We start from the raw sequence: 15,046 nt of genomic DNA, 5'->3' as shown, positions 1-15,046 counted from the left end.
GAGAAGACATTATGTTGCTGATCGAATGCCCATGGTGCGGGCCGCGCGCCGAACTCGAATTCACCTGCGGCGGCGAGGCGGACATCGCCCGGCCGCTGGACACCGACAAGCTGAGCGACCGCGAATGGGGCGAGTACCTGTTCATGCGCGATAACCCGCGCGGCGTGCACAAGGAGCAGTGGCTGCACACGCAGGGCTGCCGGCGCTGGTTCAAGGTGACGCGCGACACCGTCAGTTACGACATTCAGGGTTACGAAACGTTTGGCGACGCCGGCTCGGCAGTGAACGTCCAGGCCAGGGCGCAACAAGGCGCACAACAAGGCGCACAACAAGGCGCACAACAAGGCGCACAACAAGGCACGCAGGGGAGCAAGCAGCGATGAGCCAGAAGAACCGTCTCGGCGCCGGCGGGCGCATCAACCGCGCGATTCCGCTGAGCTTCACGTTCAACGGCCGCACCTATCAGGGCTATCAGGGCGACACGCTCGCCTCGGCGCTGCTGGCCAACGACGTGCACTTCGTCGCGCGCAGCTTCAAGTACCACCGCCCGCGCGGCATCGTGACCGCCGATGTGGCCGAGCCGAATGCCGTGGTGCAGCTCGAGCGCGGCGCGTACACCGTGCCGAACGCGCGCTCGACCGAAATCGAGCTTTATCAGGGGCTCGTGGCGACCAGCGTGAACGCGGAGCCGGACCTCGAGCACGACCGCATGGCGATCAACCAGAAGTTCTCGCGCTTCCTGCCGGCGGGCTTCTACTACAAGACCTTCATGTGGCCGCGTAAATTCTGGCCGAAGTACGAAGAGAAGATCCGCGAGGCCGCGGGTCTGGGCAAGGCGCCCGAAGTGCGCGACGGCGACCGCTACGACAAGTGCTTCGCGCATTGCGACGTGCTGGTGGTCGGCGGCGGCCCCACGGGCCTGCTGGCGGCGCACACGGCGGGCCGTGCCGGCGCGCGCGTGATTCTCGTCGACGACCAGCGCGAACTGGGCGGCAGCCTGCTGTCGTGCAAGACCGAGATCGACGGCCGCCCCGCCATCCAGTGGGTCGAAAAGATCGAGGCGGAACTCGCGGCCATGCCGGACGTGAAGATCCTCTCGCGCAGCACGGCCTTCGGCTACCAGGATCACAACCTCGTGACCGTCACGCAGCGCCTGACCGAGCATCTGCCGGTCTCGACGCGCAAGGGCACGCGCGAACTGCTCTGGAAGATCCGCGCGAAGCGCGTGATTCTCGCCACCGGCGCGCACGAGCGTCCCATCGTGTTCGGCAACAACGATCTGCCGGGCGTCATGATGGCCTCGGCGGTGTGCACCTACATTCATCGCTATGGCGTGCTGCCGGGCCGCAAGGTCGTGGTGTTCGCGAACAACGACGCGGGCTACCGCTGCGCGCTCGACGTGAAGGCCTGCGGCGCGGAAGTCACGGTGGTCGATTCGCGTGCGCAGGGCAAGGGCGCCCTGCAGGACGCCGCGCGCCGCCAGGGCGTGAAGATCATGAACAACGCGGCCATCATGGCTGCGCACGGCAAGCTGCGCGTGAACTCGGTCGAGGTGGTCGCGTATCAGAACGGCCAGACCGGCGCGAAGCTGGCTGACCTGCCGTGCGATCTGGTGGCGATGTCGGGCGGCTTCAGCCCGGTGCTGCACCTGTTCGCGCAGTCGGGCGGCAAGGCGCACTGGAACGATGCGAAGGCCTGCTTCACGCCGGGCAAGCGCATGCAGCAGGAAGTGAGCGTGGGCGCGGCAGTGGGCGAATTCAGCCTGGCACGCGGCCTGACCCAGGCAGTCGATGCCGGCATCGATGCAACGAAGTCGCTTGGCTTCACCGTGACGCGCCCGCAGGTACCGAAGGCCGCCGAGATCACGGAAACGCCGCTGCAGCCGCTGTGGCTCGTGGGCAGCCGCAAGGCCGCGCCGCGCGGACCGAAGCAGTTCGTCGACTTCCAGAACGACGTGGCCGCATCGGACATCCTGCTGGCCGCGCGCGAAGGCTTCGAGTCGGTCGAGCACGTGAAGCGCTACACGGCGATGGGCTTCGGCACCGACCAGGGCAAGCTCGGCAACATCAACGGCATGGCGATTCTCGCCGATGCGCTCGGCAAGTCGATTCCGGAAACCGGCACGACCACGTTCCGCCCGAACTACACGCCCGTGACGTTCGGCACCGTGGCGGGCCGCGAACTGGGCGACTTCCTCGACCCGATCCGCAAGACCTGCATTCACGAGTGGCACGAAGAGAACGGCGCGCTGTTCGAGGACGTGGGCAACTGGAAGCGCCCCTGGTACTACCCGAAGAAGGGCGAGGACATGCACGCGGCGCTCAGGCGCGAGTGCCTCGCGGTGCGCAACAGCGTGGGCATTCTCGATGCGTCGACGCTCGGCAAGATCGACATCCAGGGCCCGGACGCCGCGAAGCTGCTCAACTGGGTCTACACGAATCCGTGGCTCAAGCTCGAAGTGGGCAAGTGCCGCTACGGCCTGATGCTCGACGAGAACGGCATGGTGTTCGACGACGGCGTGACGGTGCGCCTCGGAGCGCAGCACTACATGATGACGACCACCACGGGTGGCGCCGCGCGCGTGCTCACGTGGCTCGAACGCTGGCTGCAGACAGAGTGGCCCGACATGAAGGTGCGTCTGTCTTCGGTGACCGATCACTGGGCGACCTTCGCCGTGGTGGGCCCGAAGAGCCGCAAGGTGCTGCAGAAGGTGTGCAGGGACATCGACTTCGACAACGCCGCGTTCCCGTTCATGTCGTATCGCAACGGCACGGTGGCAGGCGTGAAGTCGCGCGTCATGCGCATCAGCTTCTCGGGCGAGCTGGCCTATGAAGTGAACGTGCCGGCGAACGCGGGCCGCGCGGTGTGGGAAGCGCTGATGGCCGCGGGCGCGGAGTTCAACATCACGCCGTACGGCACGGAAACGATGCACGTGCTGCGCGCGGAGAAGGGCTACATCATCGTCGGCCAGGACACCGACGGTTCGGTCACGCCGTTCGACCTGGGCATGGGCGGGCTGGTTTCGCAGACCAAGGACTTCCTGGGGCGCCGCTCGCTCAAGCGCTCGGACACCGCGAAGGACGGGCGCAAGCAGTTCGTCGGACTCCTGACCGACGATGCGAAGTTCGTGCTGCCCGAAGGCGGCCAGATCGTGGACGTGAATGCGCAGCAGAGGGCCGACGGCACCACGCCGATGCTGGGCCACGTGACGTCGAGCTACTACAGCCCGATTCTCGACCGCTCGATCGCACTGGCGGTCGTGAAGGGCGGCCACAACAAAACCGGCGAATACGTCGCGATCTCGATGGCCGATGGCCGGCGCGTGAAGGCGAAGATTGCCAGCCCGATTTTTTACGACACTGAAGGGGTGCGTCAGCATGTTGAATGAAACGATGGATACGGCGCCCCTTGCGGAGCGCGCAGCAGCAGCGGTGCGGCTCGAGTCGCCTTTCGCCGGCGTGGCCGGGCTCATCAAGGCCCAGGAGGGCCGCGCGCCGAACGGCTTCACCCTGCGTGAACTGCCGTTCCGCGATCTGGTGAACGTGCGCGGCGAACTGAGCGATCCGGCGTTCGTGGACGGGTTTGCCCAGGTGGTCGGCTGCCAGCCGCCTTCGACGCCCAACACGGTCACGCGCGGCAACGGCTACGACGTGCTGTGGCTCGGCCCCGACGAATGGCTCGTGCGCTCGGACGCGGCGGTGCAGGCCGGCGTGCTCGAAGCGAAGCTCGCGCCCGCATTCGGCGAGGCGTACGCGGCCGCCGTGGACGTGGGCAGCGGCTACACGGTGGTGGAGATCGACGGCGCGCGCACGCGCGAGCTGCTCTCGCGCGGCTGCCCGCTGGACCTGCATCCGGGGCTGTTCAAGGAAGGGCAGTGCGCGCAGAGCGTGTTCTTCAAGGCCTCGATCGTGCTGGTTCCGATGGGCGGCGACCGCTTCGAGATCGTCGTGCGCCGCAGCTTCGCGGATTACTTCTGCCGCATCATGGTAGACGCCACGGCGTCGCTTGCATCATGAAGATCGTCGACGGAACCTTCGATCCGGCGCCCGCACCGTTCGATGCGCCGGCGGCGCGCGATGTGCCGCCCTCGCGCGGCCGCGGCTGGAGTGTGTTCGTCGAGGGCCTGAGCGTGCCCGCGCGCATCGGCATTCATGCGCACGAGCATGGCCAGCCGCAGCCGCTCGTGATCGATGCGCAACTGGGCTATCGCTCGATGCCGAAGGAAGAGAGCGACTGGATCGATTACGAGCGCTATTGCGCGCGCATTGCGGAGTTTCTCGCGAAGAAGCCGCATACGCGGCTGCTCGAAACGCTGGTGGCCGACATTGCGGCGCTCTCGTTTCGCGAGTGGCCCGCGCTCGATACGCTCACGATCGAAGTGCACAAGCCGAAGATCCGGCCCGGCACGCAGCGCATCGGCGTGTCGCTCGAATGGACGCGCGCCGATTATCTGCAGTGGAGCACATGCAAGCGTGACTGATACGGAAAAAACACGGCACTCAATCGATGTGCCAATCACGGGGGGGAAAATCATGAACGGGTCTTCTGATGACGTGACCGATAGCACGTGCCGCTTTATCCTGAACGTGACCTGCGCCAGCGCGCAGGGCCAGGTGGCAGCTGTCGTCGGTTTGCTCGACGGATTTGGCTGCTATATCGACGAATTCTCGGTTTTCGACGATCCGCAGACCACCCGCTTCTTCGTGCGCTGCGAGTTTCATGTTCCTGCGCCGAGACGCCTTGGCCTCGAGACGCTATCAGAAGCCTTTGCGCCGCTTGCACGCCAGCACGCTTTCGAGTGGGCCATCTTCGACGCACGCGTGAAGCCAAAGGTGCTGATGCTCGTCTCGCGGCTCGATCACTGCCTGGTGGATCTGCTGCATCGTTGGCGCATCAATGAATTGCCGATCGATATTGTGGGTGTGGTATCCAATCATCGCGATCTGGAGCCCATGGTGCGATCTCATGGGATCGAGTTTCATCACCTTCCCGTGACCACTGAAACGAAATCCATACAGGAGCAGGCGCTCGTCTCACTAATCGAGCGCACGGGAACCGAGCTGGTGGTGCTCGCCCGCTACATGCAGGTCCTGAGCGCCGCGCTATGCGCACGTCTTGCGGGCCGGACGATCAACATTCATCATTCGTTCCTGCCGGGTTTCAAAGGCGCGCGGCCCTATCATCAGGCCTATACGCGCGGGGTCAAGCTGATTGGGGCCACTGCGCACTTCGTGACCGGAGATCTCGACGAAGGGCCCATCATCGAGCAGGTGGTGGAGCGCGTGGATCATACTTACACACCGGAGCGGCTGCTCGCGGCGGGCCGCGACATGGAGCGCGCCGCGCTCGCCCGCGCCGTTCAGGGCTTTATCGAGCGGCGCATCTTTATTCACCAAGGGAGAACGGTTGTCCTGCGCTAGCGCTCCGGTGCGCAGGATTTTCTGGCACTATTCCGGGCGGTGCGGGCGACCGGCGAGTGCTCGGGCGCCCGGTCTGGACCGTGCGTGACGGGGCAACTGGAATACGGAGATCCCGACCTGGATGCAGTCGAATACCGACAACCGGACTGCCGGACGTATCGAGGCGGCGCCGGCACCTCTCGAGGATAGCGAGTCGTTTGCGCCGCTCTGGCTGGCTATGCGCCTGTCGCTGGGCAGCGCGATGGCCCTGGGTTTCGTGCGCTTTTCCTATGCTTTGCTCCTGCCGGCGATGAAGGCCGACCTGGGATGGAGTTTCGCCCAGGCCGGCGCGATGAACACATCCAACGCGGTGGGTTATCTGATCGGCGCGGTCATGTTCCCCTGGCTCGCCCGCCATCGAGCGTCCAGCACGCTGTTCGTTGCGGGCGCATATGCGGTGATCGTGCTGACGGTGTTGTGTGGTCTCGTTTCCGGCACGTCCCTGCTGCTCGCGCAGCGGCTCGTGGCTGGCGTCGGCAGCGCGTTCATCTTTATCAGCGGCGGTGTCTTGGCGGCGCGGCTCGCGACAGCCGTGCCGCGCCGTGGCGGACTGATCCTGGGCCTCTATTACGGCGGGACAGGATACGGCATCGTATTGTCGTCCATTCTCGTGCCGGCCACGGTGCGTACCGGGCTGCACGGCTGGCAGCCCGCATGGTTCGCGCTGGCTGCCGCATGTGCGGCCTGCACGCTGCTTGCACGAGGCGCCGCCCGCCGCATCGATGCAGCGGGCGCGGCCATCGCGAGTGCGCGAGGATGCACGCCCACGCAGCGAACCGCGTGGTGGCGCTACGGTCCCGCAATGGGCGGATACGGCCTCTTTGGCGTGGGATATATCGGCTACATGACGTTCATCGTTGCGCTGTTGCGCAGCGAGGGCATGAGCCAGGGCGTCGTCTGCGCGTTCTATATCGCGTTGGGAGTCGCAACGGTCGCCTCGGCACGCATCTGGTCGCGCTTTCTGGACCGCACGCATGGCGGCCTCGCGCTGGCGACGTTCAATGCGCTACTGGGCCTCGCGACGCTGATGCCGGCCATGTTCGCACACCCTCTGGCGGCGGCTATTTCGGGTGTGATCTTCGGCTCGACATTCCTTTCCGCGGTGGCCTCGACGACCGCATTCGTGCGACACAATCTTCCGTCTGACGAATGGACGCGCGGCATCAGCGCGTTCACGATCGTGTTCGCGTTCGGCCAGATCGCCGGGCCGGTTGCGATCGGCTGGGTCTCCGATAATGCGAGTCTCACGCGCGGGCTCGTCTATTCTTCAGCAGTTCTACTCGTTGGCGCGCTACTGGCAGCTTGCCAGCGTCCGCTCGATCGCCACGCCTGATGGGCTCGGCCGCTTGCTTAAGCGTTGAACGCAGGCCCCCCGACTCACTTCCTTCACACCACAAGTGCCTATGCGCGGCAATGCCGCCTTTGAAGCGCATTGCCGCGTGTGTCTTTATGCCATGATGCCGCCGCGTGCCGCGAGGAATTCTCTCGGGGTGTTTACCCTCGATGTCGAATGCAGAAAGCCGCTTGTCCGATAAAGATATTTTCCATTGGCGGCAACTTCTACTATTCCCTTGAACCCGCGGAATTCTCAGCACTCGACGGCGCCCGAAGCGGTAACGGTCGAGGCGGAATTTCGTGTTCGTTGGAGCGAACCAGCAGAACCATTGGAGACTTGGATGAGTACCAGAAAAGCGGTGCCGAGCTGCCTTGCGGCGGCCAGTGAGTGGAAGGCGGACGAAGTGGCAGGGCGCAGTGATAATAGAGCTGATGCGGGGCTATTAAAGCGGGCGGCACTCGCGAGCTTCATCGGCAATTTTGTCGAGTGGTTCGACTACGCTTCGTATGGCTATCTTGCAACCATCATTGCGGTGATGTTCTTTCCGAAAAGCGACTCGATGACGGGACTGCTCGCGGCCTACGGCGTATTCGCGGTCTCGTTCATCGTGCGTCCGCTGGGCGGCGTGGTCTGGGGGCATTTCGGGGACAGGCATGGGCGCAGGGCCGCGCTGTCGCTGTCGATTCTGATCATGTCGTGTTCGACCTTCCTGATCGCGTTCCTGCCCACCTATGCGCAGGTCGGCATGATTGCACCCGCATTGCTGCTGCTGGTGCGCGTCATACAGGGCTTTTCAGCCTCGGGCGAATATGCGGGTGCGTCTGCGTTTCTCGCGGAATTCGCCCCCCCGGGCAAGCGCGGCGTGTACACGAGCATTGTGCCGGCGAGCACGGCTGCCGGTCTGCTGTTCGGCTCGGTATTCGTCGCCGTGATGCACGCGGTGCTTACCACGCAGCAACTGCATGATTTTGGCTGGCGTTTGCCGTTCCTGCTCGCGGCACCTTTCGGGCTGGTCGGGCGCTACATCCGGCTGAAGCTCGAAGACACGCCGAAGTTCAAGGCACTCGAAGGATCGCACGACCTGGCCAAGGCGCCTGTGACCGAGTTGCTGACCCGCCATCGCGGCAAGATGCTCATCGCGTTCGGGGTGACCTGCCTGAACGCCGTAGCGTTCTATCTGGTGCTGAGCTACATGCCGACCTACCTGTCGACGGAAATGGGTATTAGCGAAACGGCGTCGTTCGTGGCCGCGACCATTTCGCTCGCGGCATACATCGGGCTGATTTTCCTGATGGGCGCGCTGTCCGACCGTGTCGGCCGAAAGACCATGCTGATTGGCGCATCGGTCTTGTTCGCACTGCTCACGGTGCCGCTGTTCAAGGGACTGGCCGGCGCGAGCTTCGTGACCATTGTGCTGATCCAGATTGCGTTCGGCGCGTTGCTCACGCTCAATGACGGCACCTTGCCGTGCTTTCTGTCCGAGATATTCCCGACGCGCGTGCGCTACAGCGGCTTCGCCTTCTGCTTCAACGCCGCAAACGCGCTCTTTGGCGGTACTGCACCGCTGGTCGCCACCTGGCTGATCGCTACGACCGGCAGCAAGCTCGCGCCAGCGTGGTACCTTGTGGGCGCTGCTGGCGTCGCGCTAGTAGCCATGCTGGCGAGCAGCGAAACCTCCCGGTTGCCGCTGGCCGACGATTGATGAGGATGCGCAAACCATTCTCGTTCTGATTGGTGCGCAGGAGCAGCATGGCCCACATGTCAATGAACCTGGACGTGCTGCTGCACCCGGCGATTTCAGAATAGGTGGCGCGCAGGCGCGGCACTATAGCTGCGCCTGCAATCGCTACCGTTACAAGTCGCAGCAAAAGGGCGCAGGCGGCAATCATCTTTGTGGCGCCACGAGCCCGGACGGCCATGCGCGTTCCGTAACGGTTAAGAATGAAGGTGAATGCAAAGTATGCGCTGACGCCTGGCTTCAGGTGTTCGGAGCGCATACCTACACGAACGATGCCTACAACCGTTTTACACCGGGGTGAACACGGGGCATGATCCAATACGATTATGCCGTTAGCAAGCGTACCGATTTTTACCGCACAGCCATGCTTGCCTGGTAGATTTCGGCGATTGCACTTTCCGCACGCCATCGGCTCGGCGGGCGTGATACCGAATGGAATATACCAAGGGCATTGTAACGAAGACGTAGGCGGCGCTGTAAAAATCGCGGGGCTCGCGCGGGTTGCACCGCTCCATGGACGTCGCCCACTAGTCAGCTTGCGCGTGTCTCGACGGCGTCACGCGAACGGTATCGACATCAATGGTTCTGGTTCGCGACAAGTTCGCCGGCTAATCTGGCGGCACCGCTGGCATGCAGGTTGCGGACTATTCCTGAGACAGGGAGCGGTATCGTGCCCGGCGGAAAGAAAGGAGGCTTTATGCAGGCGATCGGAAAGACCCGGTGGGCAATCGCGGAAGGCTACTTGCCGCGGTATGGCACGGGTGACCGGCCCGAATTGAGGAGCCATGAGACGGCGTGCATCTTGAATGCCGGCGAGCAAGACGCGCACATCGAGGTGACCGTGTTGTTCAAGGATCGCGAACCAGCCGGCCCATACTTTATTACGGTGCCTGCAAGAAGAGCGCTGCATATGCGTTTTAACGATCTTCGCGAACCTGAGTCTATTCCAACCGGTACGGAGTACGCGAGCGTGTTTGAGTCGGATGTGCCGGTGGTCGTGCAGCACACGCGCCTGGATTCTCGCCAGGCTGAATTGGCACTGCTATCCAGCATCGCCTTCGGGAGCGATTGATGACGCGCCGGTTTTGAAGCCGTGTGGCACGCGGGATGCGAAAAGCGGCTTTTTCACGGGCGCGGCAGATGTGAACATCATGTCTACGAATCCGAAGCTCCGCCGCTGGCGCAACGTGGCGCGATTCGCGGTTTCCCGATCCGCGGATTACGGGCAGTTGTTTGTGATTGAGTTGGCGGAAACCCGCCTGCGGATTGTTCGCGAAGTGCTCGCCGTCATCGCCCTGATCGTCAGCGGCCTCTTTACGTTGTCGTTTTTCTGTCTCGCAGCCATAGCGTCCGCCTGGCACACGCGCTATTTCCTCTTCGTGGCATGGGGCATCGCGATTGCCTGGCTGGTCGCCTCACTGGTGGCGCTCATGGTCGTGCGCGCGCAGAAGCCGGCGCAAGCATTCTCTATTCTGGAGCGGGAACTGCGCGCTGATATCGAAACGCTCAGGGAGGCGCTCAAGTGAAACGTGGTCTGCGCAAACTGCACGAACGTGAAGCGCTCGTGCTAGCCAGAATGGAACTGACACGTGCGCAATTGCTTGCTGCAAACATGGGTTTAGGTTCCAGGGAGCGCGCAAGAGAGAGCGAAAACTCGCTGACATTTTCGCAACTTAGTCGTGCCTTGATTGCGACGCCAGATATTGCGCTGCTTGGCTCCATTATGATTGGATCACTGCTGATCGGGCCGAGGCGCGTCTTGCCGACCGTTGTGAGGACAGGGCTGACCGCGTGGATTGCGCGTCAAGTCCGGGCTGCCATCGCGCGCTGATCAAAACGGCAGGCACCTGCCTGTCGCGCTTTCGCAGGATGTCCAATATTCGCGGGCGGGCTAACCCGAGCTTTGCCTTCTCAAATAGCTGGAACCCCTATCAGTGCTGGGTTTCGGCTATTTTTTGAGGCTATCGTGTACCCATGTAAATTAGTATTTTTATATTGCATTTAGCGGTTTTTGTGCTTGAATTAGTGTTCATGTACGTCGAACACGTTCCCAACCGCAATTCCCCACCCGCGATCCTGCTGCGTGAGTCGTATCGCGATGGCAACAAGGTGAAGAAGCGCACCCTCGCCAACCTCTCGGCGCTTCCCGCCGAGGTCATCGAGGGCTTGAAGGTCCTCTTGCGCGGGGGCGTCGCGGTGCCCTCGGCTGAAGAGGCCTTCGTGATCGAGCGCAGCCTGCCACACGGACACGTGGCCGCGGCGCTCGGCGCCGCGCGCGCCTGTGGCGCCGAGCAGTGGTTTGCATCGGCGCCTGCCGCGCTGCGCTCGGTGGTGATGGCACTGCTGGTGGCGCGGGTGGTCTCGCCGGCTTCCAAGCTCGCCACCCATCGCATGTTGCGCGACGAAACCGCCACCCATTCGCTGTCGCGGCTGCTCGGTCTGGGCGACGTTGACCTTGAGCAGATCTACGCCGCGCTCGACTGGCTCGGCGATGCCCAGGAAGGCATCGAGAAGCGGCTCGCCAGGAAACATCTGGCCGGCAACACGCTGGTGCTCTATGACCTCACCTCCACCTGGGTGACCGGACGCTGCTGCGAGCTCGCCGCCCACGGCTACAGCCGCGATGGCAAGCGCGACGATCCGCAGATCGTGTTCGGGCTGGTTTGCACTCCTGATGGATGTCCGGTGGCCGTCGAAGTCTTCGCGGGCAACACCGCCGATCCGGCTACCGTGGCCTCTCAGGTGGAGAAGCTCAAGACGCGCTTTGGCATCGGCAAGCTCGCCTGGGTGGGCGACCGGGGCATGCTCACGCAGGCGCGTATTGACACGGTATTGCGCCCGGCGGGCCTGGGCTGGGTGAGCAGCCTGCGCGCGCCGCAGGTGAGCGCGCTTGCCCAGGAGAAGGGGCCCTTCCAGCCGTCGCTGTTTGATGAGCGCAATCTGCTCGAGGTGACCAGTGAGTCGTTTCCCGGTGAGCGGCTCATCGTGTGCCGCAATCCGCTGCTGGCCGAGGAGCGCAGCCGCAAGCGCGAGGCGCTGCTGCAGGCCACTGAAGCCGAGTTGATGAAGATCGCCGCAGCGACCACGCGGGCCCGCAACCGCCTGAAGGGCGTGGAGACGATTGCCTTGCGCGTGGGCCGCGTCATCGACCACTACAAGATGGCCAAGCACTTCGATCTGAGCTTTACCGACGAGGGCTTCACGTGGACGCGCAAGTCCGAACAGATCCGGCAGGAAGCGTCGCTCGACGGTCTATATGTGGTGCGCACCAGCTTGCCCGAACAGGACCTGCCAGCCGAGGCGGCCGTATCGGCCTACAAGGGCCTGGCGGTCGTGGAGCGTGCGTTCCGTTCGCTCAAGACGGTCGACCTGCAGGTGCGCCCCATATTCCACTGGAACGCCCAGCGCGTGCGCGCTCACGTGTTTCTGTGCACGCTCGCCTACTACGTCGAATGGCACATGCGCGAGACCTTGAAGCCCATGCTGTTTGACGATGAATACATCGAGCTCGCGCGCGCCGCCCGAGCTTCGCCAGTCGCCAAGGCGCAACGCTCGGAGCAGGCGAAATCCAAGGACACCACCCGGCTGGGTGAGGACGGCTTGCCACTCCACAGCTTCCGCACGCTGCTCGATGATCTGGCCACGCTCGCCTACAACGTCTGCCACACACCTCTGAACCCTGAGGCGAAGATCGTGATGACCACGCGGCCCACACCTGTTCAGGAAAAGGCCTTCCGCCTGCTCAACATCAGCCCCGCGCGTACCCAGTAACCGACTCCGCCGGACACGCGCAACCGCGACAAATCAAAGACTTGCGCGCGCCGCGCGCTCAAAGTTCGGGCTAACCGCACTAACGCTGGTGCACGCGATACCGCGAGTCCGCACACCAGACATAGCTGGCTGTCGCGCTGGCGTGCGCGGGGCATACAGATTGCGATAGTTCCCGCATTCACTGAGATTCTTTCGGGGCCGGAGTCACGCGATGAAAGGACGGGCTGAACATCGTGCCGCCCGCAGCCACTCGAGCCTTAGGTTTTGTTGGTGCGTTGCGTTGGACGCGCTCGAGCGCTTTGGCAGTGACCGCTGTTCGATGCTCTCCGCCAGCATCGGATTCTTTTCGGCTTTCTCGCTCGCCCCAACGTTGATCATCGTGCTCGCCATCGCGGGGCGGGTACTCGGCGCGGATGCAGCTCGCGGCAGGCTTTTTGACCAGATCCACGATATTCTGGGAAATGACGCAGCGGCGGCCATTCAAGCAATCGTCGAGCACGCGCACCGCTCCGGCCAGGGGGGCTTCGCAGCTCTCGTTTCACTGGTGCTGCTGGCTATCGGTGCGTCCGCGACGTTCACCTCGCTGAACTCGGCGCTCGACGTCGTTTTCGATGAGCTGGCGCTCAAGAACCGCAGCAGCGTCACGATGCTCATCCGGGCCCGCCTGATGTCGTTGGGCATGGTCATGGGAGTGGGTTTTCTGCTCGTCGTCTCCCTCGTGCTTGATGCGGCGGTCCAGTGGATCGGGGATCATCTGTTCGGCGATTCTCCCCTCGCCGTCATCGCTCAGCTGGCTCAGGCGGCGCTCACGCTAGTCGTTCTGGCCGCCGCCTTTGCTGCGTTGATGAAATTCATGCCAGACGCAAGGGTGCCGACCAGACATGCAATATGGGGCGGAGTTGTGGCTGCCGTGCTGTTCTCTATCGGCCGCCATTTTTTCGGCCTATATCTCGCTCGTGCCGGAACGGCAAACGCATTCGGAGCGGCCGGCTCGCTTGCGGTCCTGATGATGTGGCTGTATTTTTCGGCGGTGACGTTCTTGCTGGGAGCCGAGCTCTCGGCATCCATTGGACGTGAACGCCGCAAGCGCGTGTCAAGCTGACGGGAGCGAATGGACATCGAGCGAATCTCTGGTGCGCGCGTCGCCTTTGCCGGCGGCGCGCGCCTGGAGATTACAACGTGCTGTCGAAATCTTTCTGTCCGGTCGCCCAGGCACGACGGTCACTGCATATGCTGACCACCGTTAATGGGGATATTCGCGCCAGTGACGAAGCTTGCATCGTCCGAGCACAGAAAGAGCACGAGCGCGGCGACTTCATCCGGATTGCCGAGGCGGCCCATCGGGATCTGCGGGATGATTTTCGTGTCGAGAATCTCCTGCGGAATGGCGGTGACCATCTTCGTCGCGAGGTAGCCCGGCGAGATCGTGTTCACCGTCACGCCCTTGCGGGCGACTTCCAGCGCGAGCGCTTTTGTGAAGCCGTGCATCCCGGCCTTTGCCGCCGAATAGTTCGTCTGGCCCACGGCGCCTTTGGAACCGTTCACCGACGAGATGTTGACGATGCGGCCCCAGCCGTGCTCGACCATACCGTCGCACAGCGGCTTCGAGATGTTGAAGATGGAGTCCAGGTTCGTGCGCAAGACTGCATCCCAATTGACCTTGTCCATTTTTTTGAAAGTCATGTCGCGCGTGATGCCGGCATTGTTGACCAGAATGTCGACGGCGCCGACTTCGTCCTTGATCTTCTGCGCGCCACGCTGACATGAGTCGTAGTCGGCGACATCGATGGAATACGCATGGAATTGGCGGCCCGTTTTCTGCATTCTGGCCAGCCAGTCCTTTGCGCCGGCGTTGTCCGGCGAGTGGGTGACGACGACCTTGTAGCCTGCGTCGTAGAGTCGTACGCTGATGGCCTCTCCGAGACCGCCCATTCCGCCCGTTATCAATGCAATACGATTAGTCATCCTGTCTACCTGAGAGAAATGAGATTTAAAAAAATCAGGTGGTGCCTGGCCAGCGGTCACCCCTTCTGGCCAGGCCCTCCGCCTTCGGACACTGGGCGAAGATCACGCGGGTAAGATCGCGCGGCTAATGGTGTCCCTCTCGCTTAAACCCGCTCGACCGCAAGCGCCACACGCATGCCACCGCCAATGCACAGCGAGGCCAGACCGCGCTTTGCATCACGACGCGACATCTCGTGCTGCAGCGTCACCAAAATGCGGCAGCCCGATGCACCAATCGGGTGTCCAATCGCAATCGCGCCACCGTTCACGTTGATCTTCGACGTGTCCTAGCCCACCTGTTTGTTCACGACCCGGGCCTGCGCCGCGAACGCCTCGTAGATCTCCATGCGATCTACGGCCGCCGCGCCGTCGTTGAGACCGGATGCATTGGCCGCCTTCACCGAGCCTTCCCTCGAGAAAGCAGGTTTCAGGCCAGCGAGCGATTCCGCCGTCACACCGTCGCACGAACGAGTGGAGTACGAGCGGAATTCGTCCGAGCAAGTCGGCCGGCCGTCTGTTGTTCAACCCTTGCGCGTTATGGCCTGAGGCAGTGATACACCATCAAGGGTCACGCGCGAACGGTGTACGCCGGACGCGAGCTTTCGAGGGCAGCAAGTTGTTGCTCGAACAGTGTATCGAGCGCTTCGCGGTTCAGATCGATCTGGTCAGGCGAGGCCTTGACCAGCATGAGTGCCGCGAATTCGTGAGGGCTAGGCATCGCTGTCTCCTTCGAATTCC

At 63.2% G+C, this 15,046-nt stretch carries 14 protein-coding genes and 1 pseudogene; 12 read left to right on the top strand and 3 right to left on the bottom strand.

All coding sequences use genetic code 11. The features are described from left to right. Window positions 1–11 precede the first annotated feature (11 nt). The 12 genes from P5W99_RS27370 (at window position 12) to P5W99_RS27315 (ending at window position 13,406) form a co-directional block, all read left to right on the top strand. Window positions 12–383, top strand: coding sequence for a sarcosine oxidase subunit delta (locus tag P5W99_RS27370; RefSeq protein WP_434665276.1), 372 nt, complete (start codon window positions 12–14; stop codon window positions 381–383). Beyond that, window positions 380–3,388, top strand: a complete 3,009-nt coding sequence (locus P5W99_RS27365) for a sarcosine oxidase subunit alpha family protein (RefSeq protein ID WP_421027175.1) — start codon at window positions 380–382, stop codon at window positions 3,386–3,388. Before P5W99_RS27370 ends, P5W99_RS27365 begins: the two co-directional genes overlap by 4 nt. Further along, window positions 3,378–4,016: a sarcosine oxidase subunit gamma gene (locus tag P5W99_RS27360; protein WP_421027174.1), complete on the top strand. Its 639-nt coding sequence runs from the start codon at window positions 3,378–3,380 to the stop codon at window positions 4,014–4,016. The genes P5W99_RS27365 and P5W99_RS27360 overlap by 11 nt, the downstream gene beginning before the upstream one ends. After that, a complete protein-coding gene (locus tag P5W99_RS27355) occupies window positions 4,013–4,480 on the top strand; it encodes a dihydroneopterin aldolase (protein WP_421042759.1) in 468 nt (155 codons plus the stop codon). Before P5W99_RS27360 ends, P5W99_RS27355 begins: the two co-directional genes overlap by 4 nt. A gap of 52 nt (window positions 4,481–4,532) precedes the next feature. Further along, entirely contained in the window at window positions 4,533–5,420 is an 888-nt protein-coding gene (purU, locus tag P5W99_RS27350) for a formyltetrahydrofolate deformylase (protein WP_421028048.1), read from the top strand. 121 nt (window positions 5,421–5,541) lie between these two features. Beyond that, window positions 5,542–6,792, top strand: a complete 1,251-nt coding sequence (locus P5W99_RS27345; protein WP_421027905.1) for a YbfB/YjiJ family MFS transporter — start codon at window positions 5,542–5,544, stop codon at window positions 6,790–6,792. A 343-nt stretch (window positions 6,793–7,135) separates the two neighbouring features. Next, window positions 7,136–8,497, top strand: a complete 1,362-nt coding sequence (locus P5W99_RS27340; RefSeq protein WP_421027904.1) for an MFS transporter — start codon at window positions 7,136–7,138, stop codon at window positions 8,495–8,497. 733 nt (window positions 8,498–9,230) lie between these two features. After that, entirely contained in the window at window positions 9,231–9,605 is a 375-nt protein-coding gene (locus tag P5W99_RS27335) for a sensory rhodopsin transducer (protein ID WP_421027903.1), read from the top strand. A gap of 79 nt (window positions 9,606–9,684) precedes the next feature. Next, complete coding sequence (locus tag P5W99_RS27330) at window positions 9,685–10,059, top strand: phage holin family protein (protein WP_421027902.1); 375 nt, start codon at window positions 9,685–9,687, stop codon at window positions 10,057–10,059. Further along, on the top strand, window positions 10,056–10,364 hold the full coding sequence (locus tag P5W99_RS27325) for a hypothetical protein (protein ID WP_421027901.1): 309 nt from the start codon (window positions 10,056–10,058) through the stop codon (window positions 10,362–10,364). The genes P5W99_RS27330 and P5W99_RS27325 overlap by 4 nt, the downstream gene beginning before the upstream one ends. 200 nt (window positions 10,365–10,564) lie before the next feature. Continuing rightward, window positions 10,565–12,304, top strand: coding sequence for an IS1634 family transposase (locus P5W99_RS27320; protein ID WP_434661312.1), 1,740 nt, complete (start codon window positions 10,565–10,567; stop codon window positions 12,302–12,304). Window positions 12,305–12,515: 211 nt separating this feature from the next. Continuing rightward, window positions 12,516–13,406 (top strand): YihY/virulence factor BrkB family protein, encoded by an 891-nt coding sequence (locus tag P5W99_RS27315; RefSeq protein ID WP_421027900.1) that lies wholly within the window; start codon window positions 12,516–12,518, stop codon window positions 13,404–13,406. A gap of 119 nt (window positions 13,407–13,525) precedes the next feature. On the opposite strand, the gene phbB is transcribed toward P5W99_RS27315, so the two are convergent. The 3 genes and pseudogenes from phbB to P5W99_RS27300 all read right to left on the bottom strand — a co-directional run bounded on the left by phbB (window position 13,526) and on the right by P5W99_RS27300 (window position 15,026). Further along, entirely contained in the window at window positions 13,526–14,269 is a 744-nt protein-coding gene (gene phbB, locus P5W99_RS27310) for an acetoacetyl-CoA reductase (protein ID WP_421028047.1), read from the bottom strand. Window positions 14,270–14,412: 143 nt separating this feature from the next. Further along, window positions 14,413–14,766, bottom strand: a pseudogene (locus P5W99_RS27305) (acetyl-CoA C-acetyltransferase); the annotation flags it as partial. Window positions 14,767–14,876: 110 nt separating this feature from the next. Then, window positions 14,877–15,026 carry a hypothetical protein gene (locus tag P5W99_RS27300; protein ID WP_421027899.1) on the bottom strand — a complete coding sequence of 50 codons (150 nt, stop codon included), beginning with the start codon at window positions 15,024–15,026 and terminating at the stop codon, window positions 14,877–14,879. Between the last annotated feature and the right edge of the window lie 20 nt (window positions 15,027–15,046).

Source organism: Paraburkholderia sp. A3BS-1L, assembly GCF_051125215.1.
Taxonomy (GTDB): domain Bacteria; phylum Pseudomonadota; class Gammaproteobacteria; order Burkholderiales; family Burkholderiaceae; genus Paraburkholderia.
Note: the sequence above shows the minus strand (reverse complement) of the source record. Positions and strands in the feature narration are given on the sequence as shown.